9 protein-coding genes, 1 tRNA gene, 1 rRNA gene and 1 pseudogene are annotated in these 12,369 nt (G+C 40.6%); 3 read left to right on the top strand and 9 right to left on the bottom strand.

The window, feature by feature from the left end:
- Positions 1-34 precede the first annotated feature (34 nt).
- From F984_RS20705 to F984_RS20685, 5 genes and pseudogenes are all read right to left on the bottom strand, one after another.
- Positions 35-111 (bottom strand) — tRNA-Ile (locus tag F984_RS20705).
- A gap of 59 nt (positions 112-170) precedes the next feature.
- Positions 171-1,708, bottom strand: a 16S ribosomal RNA gene (locus F984_RS20700).
- 443 nt (positions 1,709-2,151) lie between these two features.
- Positions 2,152-3,238: pseudogene (locus tag F984_RS20695) on the bottom strand (DUF6670 family protein).
- A gap of 17 nt (positions 3,239-3,255) precedes the next feature.
- Positions 3,256-4,089: a CDP-diacylglycerol--serine O-phosphatidyltransferase gene (pssA, locus tag F984_RS20690; RefSeq protein WP_002050746.1), complete on the bottom strand. Its 834-nt coding sequence runs from the start codon at positions 4,087-4,089 to the stop codon at positions 3,256-3,258.
- Between the two features lie 41 nt (positions 4,090-4,130).
- Positions 4,131-4,988, bottom strand: coding sequence for a 23S rRNA (adenine(2030)-N(6))-methyltransferase RlmJ (locus tag F984_RS20685; protein ID WP_004711861.1), 858 nt, complete (start codon positions 4,986-4,988; stop codon positions 4,131-4,133).
- Positions 4,989-5,105: 117 nt separating this feature from the next.
- Between F984_RS20685 and F984_RS20680 the strand changes: the two genes are divergently transcribed.
- Both F984_RS20680 and F984_RS20675 read left to right on the top strand, forming a co-directional pair.
- Positions 5,106-5,711 carry a 2OG-Fe(II) oxygenase gene (locus F984_RS20680; RefSeq protein WP_002050740.1) on the top strand — a complete coding sequence of 202 codons (606 nt, stop codon included), beginning with the start codon at positions 5,106-5,108 and terminating at the stop codon, positions 5,709-5,711.
- Positions 5,712-5,779: 68 nt separating this feature from the next.
- Positions 5,780-6,307, top strand: a complete 528-nt coding sequence (locus F984_RS20675) for a hypothetical protein (protein WP_002050748.1) — start codon at positions 5,780-5,782, stop codon at positions 6,305-6,307.
- 50 nt (positions 6,308-6,357) lie between these two features.
- On the opposite strand, the gene F984_RS20670 is transcribed toward F984_RS20675, so the two are convergent.
- From F984_RS20670 to F984_RS20655, 4 genes are all read right to left on the bottom strand, one after another.
- Positions 6,358-6,603, bottom strand: a complete 246-nt coding sequence (locus tag F984_RS20670) for a DUF2789 family protein (protein ID WP_004711858.1) — start codon at positions 6,601-6,603, stop codon at positions 6,358-6,360.
- A gap of 163 nt (positions 6,604-6,766) precedes the next feature.
- A complete protein-coding gene (locus F984_RS20665) occupies positions 6,767-7,753 on the bottom strand; it encodes a malate dehydrogenase (protein ID WP_002050778.1) in 987 nt (328 codons plus the stop codon).
- Between the two features lie 211 nt (positions 7,754-7,964).
- Complete coding sequence (locus F984_RS20660; protein WP_004711857.1) at positions 7,965-8,627, bottom strand: ribonuclease T2 family protein; 663 nt, start codon at positions 8,625-8,627, stop codon at positions 7,965-7,967.
- Between the two features lie 57 nt (positions 8,628-8,684).
- The gene (locus tag F984_RS20655; protein WP_002050761.1) at positions 8,685-10,628 is read right to left on the bottom strand and encodes a lytic transglycosylase domain-containing protein; all 1,944 of its coding nucleotides are present in this window, start codon (positions 10,626-10,628) and stop codon (positions 8,685-8,687) included.
- A 287-nt stretch (positions 10,629-10,915) separates the two neighbouring features.
- On the opposite strand from F984_RS20655, the gene miaB reads away from it, so the two are divergent.
- On the top strand, positions 10,916-12,367 hold the full coding sequence (gene miaB / locus F984_RS20650) for a tRNA (N6-isopentenyl adenosine(37)-C2)-methylthiotransferase MiaB (RefSeq protein WP_002050781.1): 1,452 nt from the start codon (positions 10,916-10,918) through the stop codon (positions 12,365-12,367).
- The last annotated feature ends 2 nt before the right edge of the window (positions 12,368-12,369 follow it).

Here is a 12,369-nt window from a genome sequence, read left to right as displayed (position 1 = left end):
ATCTTTTATCTATAACTTTAACCAGTCAAAGTCATGGTGGGTCTGACAAGACTTGAACTTGTGACCCCACGCTTATCAAGCGTGTGCTCTAACCAACTGAGCTACAGACCCTCAGATACATCTATGAAGAACAACTTGTTGTGGATTCTTACCAATCGTCAATCTTTCGTTAAGGAGGTGATCCAGCCGCAGGTTCCCCTACGGCTACCTTGTTACGACTTCACCCCAGTCATCGGCCACACCGTGGTAACCGCCCTCTTTGCAGTTAGGCTAGCTACTTCTGGTGCAACAAACTCCCATGGTGTGACGGGCGGTGTGTACAAGGCCCGGGAACGTATTCACCGCGGCATTCTGATCCGCGATTACTAGCGATTCCGACTTCATGGAGTCGAGTTGCAGACTCCAATCCGGACTACGATCGGCTTTTTGAGATTAGCATCACATCGCTGTGTAGCAACCCTTTGTACCGACCATTGTAGCACGTGTGTAGCCCTGGCCGTAAGGGCCATGATGACTTGACGTCGTCCCCGCCTTCCTCCAGTTTGTCACTGGCAGTATCCTTAAAGTTCCCGACATTACTCGCTGGCAAATAAGGAAAAGGGTTGCGCTCGTTGCGGGACTTAACCCAACATCTCACGACACGAGCTGACGACAGCCATGCAGCACCTGTATGTAAGTTCCCGAAGGCACCAATCCATCTCTGGAAAGTTCTTACTATGTCAAGGCCAGGTAAGGTTCTTCGCGTTGCATCGAATTAAACCACATGCTCCACCGCTTGTGCGGGCCCCCGTCAATTCATTTGAGTTTTAGTCTTGCGACCGTACTCCCCAGGCGGTCTACTTATCGCGTTAGCTGCGCCACTAAAGCCTCAAAGGCCCCAACGGCTAGTAGACATCGTTTACGGCATGGACTACCAGGGTATCTAATCCTGTTTGCTCCCCATGCTTTCGCACCTCAGCGTCAGTGTTAGGCCAGATGGCTGCCTTCGCCATCGGTATTCCTCCAGATCTCTACGCATTTCACCGCTACACCTGGAATTCTACCATCCTCTCCCACACTCTAGCTAACCAGTATCGAATGCAATTCCCAAGTTAAGCTCGGGGATTTCACATTTGACTTAATTAGCCGCCTACGCGCGCTTTACGCCCAGTAAATCCGATTAACGCTTGCACCCTCTGTATTACCGCGGCTGCTGGCACAGAGTTAGCCGGTGCTTATTCTGCGAGTAACGTCCACTATCTCTAGGTATTATCTAAAGTAGCCTCCTCCTCGCTTAAAGTGCTTTACAACCATAAGGCCTTCTTCACACACGCGGCATGGCTGGATCAGGCTTGCGCCCATTGTCCAATATTCCCCACTGCTGCCTCCCGTAGGAGTCTGGGCCGTGTCTCAGTCCCAGTGTGGCGGATCATCCTCTCAGACCCGCTACAGATCGTCGCCTTGGTAGGCCTTTACCCCACCAACTAGCTAATCCGACTTAGGCTCATCTATTAGCGCAAGGTCCGAAGATCCCCTGCTTTCTCCCGTAGGACGTATGCGGTATTAGCATCCCTTTCGAGATGTTGTCCCCCACTAATAGGCAGATTCCTAAGCATTACTCACCCGTCCGCCGCTAGGTCCAGTAGCAAGCTACCTTCCCCCGCTCGACTTGCATGTGTTAAGCCTGCCGCCAGCGTTCAATCTGAGCCATGATCAAACTCTTCAGTTAAAATCATTTTGCACCTTATTTATAGACAAGGTGCCAATTCTGGCTCATCAATTACTGACTTAAATTTCGCTCAAATAAACTTCGAGTAATTTAAACCAATCAATCAATGAAAATTATTTCGATTAATCAATCAGTAAAAATCCACACAAGTTGTTCTTCAATTCTCTTAATGATCTTCTTCCTGGTTCGTCACCAGCAAGCTAGGTCGGCTATATTACTCTTAATCTCTTAAAAGTCAACAGGTAATTTCGATATTTTTAAAACTTACTTCTCAAACCAACTTAACATCAAATTCATCACTTAAAGTAACCAATCTAATCTCAAGTAACTGTTTTTCAACAAGTTTCTATCTGCATCACCGCCGATGGATGTGCATTATAGACCATCCAAATCCCTTTGCAATACCTTTTTTAATATTAGCGCAACGACAGTTCGCTTTTTGATCAAAAATGATAAAAATATTCATTTTTTATATAAACACGGTTGTAAAAGCATCAATTTATCTAAGATTTTCTCATCTTGATTCTTCTCTTGCCATCTTAATGGACGGCAATCGATATATTCACAATATCCACCTTCTCCTTGAAGGCATTGATCATTCCAACTTAGCTGATAACGGAAACTTCCAATATATCCAGCAGCGAATCCAAATTTGTAATCACCACGACTTTCTGCATAGAGTTCGAAAATTACTTTTCCATTTTTTTTACACTGCCAAGAAAACTCTCGAGGTAAATACATTTCACGTCCATGTGGTGTTTCAACCTTTGGATAAACCCGATGGATATGGAAATTAACATCTTCCGTAAATGTGACAGCAGGCTTTCCTAGCTCTTGAATATCTAAACGTGAAAACAGAATAATATTCCATTGATTTCTTATTTGAGAAAGTGTGATTTGTGTTGTTTCATTTAAATTAATAATCTGGCAGGTATAAAAACATAAAGATAAGAAAGGTAAATGCAAGGCCCGAGCATGTTTAAAACGTCCTAATCCATTGACTTCATATTTCTGCCCTTTATATAAAATCTCTCCTTCACAATGACATAAAACAGACCAGTAGTCAGATATTCCCCACTGTAGTGCTGAAGAATTGGAAATATCAGAAGGTGTTTGGACAACTAAGTCACAACTCATTTCAGAATCTGTTCGTCTAAGCTGAACTCTTGGAATTTGCCATTCAATAAGATCTGTTTTATCAAATTGGTAACTATTAGGAGTAAGTTGACATTGTCTTCGGATAGAATAGGTTTTTAAGTGACTTACACTGTGTAGGCTGTTACTAACCAGTACTGTTGCTGTATCAATTGCTGAAGTCACAATACTGTTTGCGTTATAGCAAAGTGGAATTCTAGGCTGCCCGATTAGACTAATATAATTAAAATAACGAAGTGGGGCCGGTAAATTTGGAAGGATTAAGCCTTGATAGACAACTTTAAAGAAGCCTCTAGCGGGTTGATAAACAACACCCTCATTTGAGTTGAGGCTCAGTTGCTGTAATTGATTTATTGGACTCATCAACTTAGGCATACTGAACCTCATCTAATTTATGTTTTGATAGTCTCGTTATTTTTTTTAGCTAAAAGTGTGGTAACAAAACCTGATAGAGCATAGATGATTGAAACAATCAGAATACCCATTGGGATATTATAAGTGATTGCTGCAAAAATCAGTACTACCGGCAACATAACTACAAAAGGAACACGTTTGCGGTCCATTTGCTTAAATGAATAATATTTAATATTGGAAATCATAAGTAAACCAACAACAACCATGATTACCGCATTAATGACCTGAATCGCAATATCACGTAAATCGAAAATAAACGGATAATCACGAGCCACCCATACAAGCGAAATAATGATAATTGCAGCTAATGGACTTGCAATACCAATAAAATAGCGTTTATCAACTACTCCAATTTGAACATTAAAACGCGCCAAACGGAATGCTGCACAAGCCGTATAAACAAAACAGCATGCTAAGCCGATGCGACCTAAATCATGGAGACTCCAACTATACATCAGCATTGCTGGCGCCACACCAAATGCTAACAAATCAGATAAAGAATCATATTGCTCACCAAAAGCACTTTGAGCACCAATAGCTCGGGCAACACGTCCATCTAATCCATCGAACAAAGCAGCAAGAAAAATGGCATAGATCGCTTGTGTAAATTCGCCATTCATACTTGCAATAATGGAATAGAAACCAGACAACAAAGCGGCTGTCGTGATTAAGTTAGGCCAAAGATAAATACCTCGGCGCTTCACTTTTTGTCCTTCCGGATTATCTTCTTCTTCAACCACTTCGAACGTAATCCCATCAAAAGAATGTTCATTATGAGTTAAATCTTGCTCTGGTTTAGGCGCATTTGTCATTATTTTCTATTCCAAACATGTGCATTGATTTAGATTAATTATTACTCACCCACTAACCAGCGAACAGCAGCGTGACCACCTGTTTCTTGCATACGTAAGTGAGGAAATAACCATTGTAGGGCTTGGTCTGCTTGCTCAGAAAACTGCCAAGGTGGGTTAATTACCAATAAACCACAACCATTCAGTCCTACAGGTGTGTCATCTGGCCATACACAAATTTCACAAATTAATTGACGGCGAATTCCAGTTTTAAACATTTTCTTTTCAAAACGTTCAATCATTGCGCGGTCTTTGATTGGATACCAAACTGCAAAGACACCTGTTGGCCATTTCTTATAAGCGCTTTGCAAGAGCTCAACCAATTGTGGAAAGTCTTTACGTTCTAATTCGTAAGGCGGGTCAATCATAACCAGACCGCGCTTTTCTTTCGGTGGAATTACACCGAGCAGACCTTCATATGCATCACGCTCATGTAAACCTGCACGTTTATCGCGAATGTTATGACGTAATTGCTGAAAAACATCGCGCTGCATTTCAAATATAGTCGCTTTGTCGATTTCACGCATACCTTGCAAAGCAAACCAAGGAGAACCCGGATAGCTACCTTTACCCTCTTCGGTACGTAATTCTTCTACAAGTTTTAAGTATTGCTGGATTGCTTCAGGAGCTTGTCGCTTTTCCATTTCAGAAAGCTGTACAAGACGATGAATACCCGTTAGGAATTCTCCTGACTTTTGTGCAGGTGCTTGAGATAGATCATATTTTCCTGCCCCTCCATGCGTATCGATATAACGATAAGGTTTATCTTTAGCATTTAAACGGTTGAGAAGCTGTAGCAAAAGCACATGCTTCATAACATCTGCAAAGTTGCCCGCATGGAAATGGTGACGGTAATTCATGTTGACTTTAATTCCTCAATTCAACGAATAGTTTAACATGAAAAAAATATTCTTTCGTAAGGTTGTGATCATCTAAAATAAGGCTGCTTGATTTTCTTACGATCGATATGAGGTTATATGCGCTCTCGACCACTTCCTGACAGTTGGAATCTGAACCAGATTTTAGATGACTTAAATGCACATGGTTTTGCAATTGTAAACCATGCCTATTCTACTGAGTATCTTGCTCAAGTTGCCACAGAGTGTAGTCATCACTTTGATGAGTTCCGTGAAGCAGGGATTCAAAATGGTGTAGTAAGTACTATTCGAAGCGATCATATTTTATGGATTAATGAGTCACTTCCTATTGCCGAACAACATGTCGAAACCCTAACTTCATTTTGCCAACATCTAAATCAAGCTTTCTTTTTAGGAATTAAGGAGGTTGAAGCGCATTTTGCCTGTTATAACGCAGGTGAATTTTATGCATTACATCGAGATAATCCTCAACAAAAAAATGATCGTATTATTTCTACTGTTTATTATTTACATCCTGAATGGCAGGATGATTGGGGAGGACAATTACGCTTGCAGGACAAAAATGATATTTGGCACATTATTACGCCAGAACCTAATCGCCTAGTTATTTTCCAAAGTAATTTGCTTCATGAAGTTTTAGTTTCTAAACAGCAGCGTTTATCAATTACAGCTTGGCTTCGTAGTGGAAACTCGATTTGGGGTTAGATAAGTGCTCTTTAAATTTCTTAAATAAACCCGATATAAGAGCTATTGATTAAAAAGGGCGAAGGCGTATGTCTATTGAAACAAAAATGATTGTGAGCAGAATTGGTGAAACAGACCAACTCTATTTAACTGAGAATACGCCCGAACTTGCTTTGGAACGTGCAGATTTACGTATGCAGCTCGTTGTATTAAGCCGTGTTCGTCAAGAGCAAATTCATTTTTTGCAAGAAGCTATTGTTTTGCTTGAGCAAGCTCGTATGGAATACGATGAAATGCCGATGCGTTTGTATTTGAATTTATCTCTTCATTTAGCTAAAGCGTATATGATTTATTTTGAGCTAAATAAAGAAAAACGCTTTGCGCTCATTGCACAGCAAATTTTAAAGCCCTTAGCTCACCATCACCATAGTGATATATACTTTTTCTTGGCTTATGCTTCGGCAGCGCAGGAAAAACCAGCTCTTACCCGACATTGGCTTACAAAATATCTATCAACTGCTCAATGTGATCTTGAGTTGGTTCATGAACACCCGGTATTTCATCCAATACGCCATGAGCCATGGTATAAAGAATTATTAAAATTCAAAACCCACTAAAGTGTGAATTTTAAAAGGCCTGTTATTTATAAACAGGCCTTTTTATTTGGTTATTTTTTTACACTATCTTCGTGTAGCTGCTCATTAAGTTCATCAATGACGACAATCCACTCATCATCTTTTTCCCAATGGCTTTTTAGGAAATCACTTTGACCTTGGGACCAAAAAGATGCTTCATGTAACTTCTGCTCAGCGGGTAACTGATGCGTTTTTATAAAATTTTCAATACTCGCGTCATCAGCATCTAAACCCAATTGCTCGAATAAAAGTTGTAATGTCGGTTGCTGTTCAAACATTGTTATTCTCCCATGGCTTCTTTTCAATAATCTAGCAACAATAGATGTTAGTTGTATATCTAGGTCTATATTTTCTTGTTGTTTTTTGTGTGTTCTTATTAAATTTCAAATATAAAAAAGCACCCTACAAGAGAGTGCTTTTCCAATTCATTTAACTAATGAATTATTTTAGCATGTCAGCAATTGCTGCACGTTCTTCTTCAAGCTCGTTTAGAGTGAAGTTGATACGCTCACGGCTGAATTCATCGATTTCTAAACCTTGAACGATTTTGTATTCACCGTTTTCTGTTGTTACAGGGAAACCGAACATAACGCCTTCAGGAATACCATAAGAACCATCAGATGGAATACCCATAGTTACCCACTTGCCGTTTGTACCAAGTGCCCAATCGCGCATATGGTCGATTGCAGCATTAGCAGCAGAAGCAGCAGAAGACAAACCACGCGCTTCGATAATCGCAGCACCACGCTTACCAACAGTTGGAAGGAATACGTCTTTGTTCCAAGCTGGATCGTTGATCTTGTCTTTTAAGCTTTCACCATTTGCAGTAGCAAAACGGTAGTCAGCATACATTGTTGGAGAGTGGTTACCCCAAACTGTTAATTTTTCGATGTCAGCAACTGCAACACCAGCTTTTTGAGCAACTTGAGTCAATGCACGGTTGTGGTCAAGACGTAACATTGCTGTGAAGTTTTTCGCTGGAAGATCTGGAGCAGATTTCATTGCGATGTAAGCGTTTGTATTTGCAGGGTTACCTACAACTAATACTTTAACGTCACGGCTAGCAACTTCGTTTAATGCTTGACCTTGGCCAATGAAGATTTCACCGTTAACTTTTAACAAGTCAGCACGTTCCATACCAGGACCACGTGGGCGAGAACCAACTAATAATGCATAGTCAGCATCTTTAAATGCAACTTTAGGATCATCAGTCCCGATCATGCCAGCCAATAAAGGGAAAGCACAGTCATCAAGTTCCATCATTACGCCTTTAAGCGCTTGTTGTGCTTTTTCAACTGGAACTTCAAGCAATTGTAAAATAACAGGTTGATCTTTACCTAACATTTCACCGCTTGCGATACGGAATAATAAGCTGTAACCAATTTGACCTGCAGCGCCAGTCACGGCAACACGAACGGGTTGCTTCATGTAATTGTCTCCAATGAGTGTCCTTAATCGGGCTAAATAGCGATTCTACTTAACCAAATCATCATAAACGGCAAAGATTGTACTCTAAAGAAGTTGCAGATGCATGTAAAAGCGACTCATTTTCACCAAAAGTCTGATAGAAAATACAAATTAACCTTTACAAATAGATTCAATGTATGGTGAGCATTTTTCTGTGAAATGGTAGCTACTCTTAATAGCTACCTTTAATTGTAATTTCGCTTGGGCAATTAGAGACTACATGATTTGAACATTGCTTATATTGGCCATTTACTGTGTAGCAAACTTTAACTTCAGTAAGTACAACATCGGAACGTGAAAGTTGGCACGAAAAACGAATGCCATTTTGTGGCAAACTCGGGTTAAGCTTTGTAAATTGTTGACGTAATGTAGATTGTTGCATTTCTACATTACTAGAACTGGTTAAATTGGCAGGTATTTTTAATCGTTCAGCGAAGTTAATAATTGTACGGAAATACTGACTGGCGTTCATAGGTACACAGCCACCAACACTCTTCCAAAGTTGCACACGAGCGTTGTTGTCTGGCATCACTCGAGCAACGACTTTAGCTTGCAAGGGCGAAAGAGTGGCAGAACTTTCAGTTGAACAGTCCGTTCTAGTTGTTTCAGGCATTAAACCCGTAATTGTGAGTGAGTACCCTTCAAGACATTTACGCTGCTTCTGTTTAGAAGGATCTAACGAACAGACAGCAGGCGTCATCTGAACATGCATGACATAACCTTGCACGTTTACAGGTTCCGCATGTAAAACAGAACTCATCAATCCAATGCTTGCACAGATGAGCCACCATGCAAGTTGCGATATTGGATGAAGTCCTAGATATCTATATTTCATTTAATTAAAACTTGGTTATGCCAATTAAAAGAATGTTCCATCATTCATCATCTAAAATTAAGGTGATGATCGCATTGGAATGACTTTCATACGCTGTATTAGCGACTGAGCGCCTTGCCCCAACACCACTCCATAATGGGTCGCATTTGTCATGACATGCTTGACATAATCTCTAGTCTCAAGCAATGGAATGGTTTCTGTATATTGATCAGCTTCAATCGGTTGGTAATCGGGTTGCCAACGTCTTGCACGATTTGGGCCAGCATTATAGCCTGCTGTCGCTAAAACAGGGTTATTGCTTAACTGCCCTTGAATCATTGATAAATAAAATGTTCCATAACGAATATTGGTATTCATTTCACTTAACGCCGCCGGATTATATGTCTCTCCCATCTGACGAGCAATCAACTTTGCTGTATCAGGCATAATTTGCATAAGGCCACCAGCTCCTACATGAGAACGTGCCGAGGTAACAAACCGACTTTCTTGACGCATTAAACCATAAGCCCACGCAGGATCAATTCCAGCATTGTAACTATGACTTACGACATTAGTCTTATGCGGAGTCACATAACGATACGTATCATTATGTTTATTCGTTGTACGATCTGCTGCGTAAATTGCACGATCATACCATCCCATATCGTGAGCACGTTTTGCCGCAGCCAATAATAATCCATCGTCATGCTGAAGATATGCTTGACGGACTGCCCAGTTCCATTCACGGTTGGTATACGTTGGATTTGCGTTAATACGTCTTAAAGTAAATGCACGATTAAAGTGAATATTTTGATCTAGACGGCGTAAATCGCTTGCAGTCGGCTCGTCGTTATATGGCTGATGGTTATAACGTACACCTAACCGGTCTTTTGCAAGAAGATTGTGATAATCATCCCCACTTTCAGCTAATTTTTTATAAATACGCTGTGCCGTGTTTTTAGAGTTACTATCGCCACGTTGTTCTGTCGCACGGGCTAACCAATATTGCCAGCGATCTTCTTGTTTCTGGGAAACTGACATGCTATCAATCGCACGAATTAAGCTTTCCCATGCGCTAAAGCGAATAGCTTGTCGTGCATAAATTTCAGCTTCTTCAGGACTTAGCGGATAACCATAGCTGGCATCAAAATATTGAAGTACTTCACGGTTAAAATTATTTTTCATCACCGTCGTGCCACCGATATAAGCCACGGTTCGATAAAGATACTTTTGCACGCTCTCTGGAGTACCTTGCGCTACACGCTGTACATTTGCAAAAGCATTACCTAAATCATTATTCGCTAAACGACCTAATGCGAAAATCAAATAGGCATAATCTACATCGTTGGTCTTTGGAGCGGTCCATAAATAATTAAGAGGATTCGCCTGAATCTGGTTGAGCTGAGCCAAAGAAAGATTCATTCCAAGACTTTGAGCAGTTGCAAGAGCTTGTCCTGATAAGCCTGAACGTAGCTGTACCCACAGACGCTGTTGCTTATCTTGGTTACTCATTAATGGACTGGTAAGCATCATACGACCTAGCCCAACACAAGAGTCTGGTTGTGATTCAGTGGCTAACCAAACATCTTTATATTCTGCAAATACCAATGCATCACCACTTTTAGCTCGTACCTGTGCCAAAGCACAATTTTCGGCTGGGTCAGGGTTAGAGACATAAGGTAACAATGGCTGTGCAGATACAAAATCAGCTTGTTTAACTTTTTCTTCAACATAATCCGCTGCAAGCTTCTCTGCCATAGCAGATTGTGGATAGCGCTGGGCAAAACTTACAATTGAAGTTGGAGATTGAAATCCTAAATTACTGTTTAACTTCCAGTATTCAGGATAATAGCCCAACACATCATTTTGCATTGCAGCCTGATATTGATCTAATAAAGCAGTATTACCACTATTGGCGGCATTTAATGCATCGTTAAATTGTTCTTCTGCGGCATAAGACAATGAACAACCAAGTAAACACACAGCTCCTAACCAGCTACGATGTGCATATTTATTTTTCATCACACGACTCTTGTTTGATGAGCTCTTTTTACCTGGTCTCATAAATGTGCTAAACCCTGACTATCCACCTTTAGGCATAGTTTAATTATTCTTCGTACATTCTTTTGTTGTGTTATGTAACTATCTGATTCGACATCATTAAAATTTATGTCATTTGTCTTCATAAATCATGTGCAGCTTATGGCAGTTTATTGTTATCTGTCTGGCTCAAATACTGCTATAATGATCGGTTTGACCCGTTTTGGGTCATTTTATTATTTATCTAGATCGATCTGTTAGGAGCCTACATGACGGTTCAAACCTTCATTCCCAATGGTGCCAAAGCTGCCTCAGAAAACACTGTTACCCAGCCAACGCACACCACTGATGTTTCAATAAAGAAATTATATATTGAAACTCAAGGGTGTCAGATGAATGAGTATGACAGTCACCGTATGGCAGACCTTTTAGGGGATTCTCACGGTTACGTTTTAACAACTAACCCTAATGAAGCAGACATTCTGCTCATGAATACGTGCTCTATCCGTGAAAAGGCACAAGAGAAAGTATTTAGTGAATTAGGTCGTTGGCGCAAGTTAAAAGAACAAAATCCTGATCTTGTGATTGGTGTAGGTGGTTGTGTTGCATCTCAAGAAGGTGACAACATTCAAAAACGTGCGCCATATGTCGACATGATTTTTGGCCCACAAACCTTACACCGTTTACCACAAATGCTTGACCAACATCACGCACAAGTGGAAAAGCCGAAAAAAGAAAAAATTAAGCTCGTTGATATTTCATTCCCGGATATTGAAAAGTTCGACTTCTTACCTGAACCGCGCGTAGAAGGTTTCAAAGCATTCGTTTCTATTATGGAAGGTTGCTCTAAATACTGTTCTTTCTGTGTGGTTCCATATACTCGTGGCGAAGAGGTTTCTCGTCCACTTGATGATGTGCTTGCAGAAATCGCGGGTCTTGCTGAAAAAGGCGTTCGTGAAATTAGCTTACTTGGTCAAAATGTAAACGGATATCGTGGTGAAACATTCGAAGGTGGTATTTGTACCTTCCCTGAATTGTTACGACTCGTTGCAGAAATTCCTGGAATTGGCCGTTTACGTTATACAACTTCACACCCGCTTGAGTTCTCCGATGAACTTATTCAGTGTTATGAAGATTTACCTCAAATGGTTTCACACTTACATCTGCCAGTACAAAGTGGATCAAATGATGTACTTAAAGCAATGAAGCGAAATCACACTATTGATGTATACATCGACAAGATTGCCAAGTTACGTAAAATACGCCCGGATATGCATTTATCGAGCGATTTTATTATTGGTTTCCCAGGAGAAACTGACGAAAACTTTGCAGAAACATTGCAATTTATCAAAGATTTAGACTTCGATCACTCTTATAGCTTTGTTTACTCAAAACGCCCTGGCACACCAGCATCTGACTTACCAGATACAACTCCTGAACATGTTAAAAAAGAACGTTTAGCACAAGTTCAACAAGTCATTAAGCAATCTAGTATTGAAAAAACTGATGCAATGCTTGGCAAAATTGAACGTGTACTTATCGAGAAAGTGTCTGATCAAGACCCTAATATTTTAGTAGGTACAGCAGACAATACTCGCTTAGTAACTTTTGTAGGTGATGCTTCTTGGGTTGGCCGTTTTGCCGAGATCGAGATTACTGAAATTAAAACTTTAAATTTAGTTTACGGTGAACTCTTGAATCTTGAGCCTGACGTGGCGTAATG

This window comes from Acinetobacter nosocomialis NIPH 2119 (genome assembly GCF_000368085.1).
GTDB lineage: Bacteria > Pseudomonadota > Gammaproteobacteria > Pseudomonadales > Moraxellaceae > Acinetobacter > Acinetobacter nosocomialis.
The sequence above is the reverse complement of the archived record's forward strand: the minus strand, read 5'-3'. Positions and strand labels throughout refer to the sequence as shown.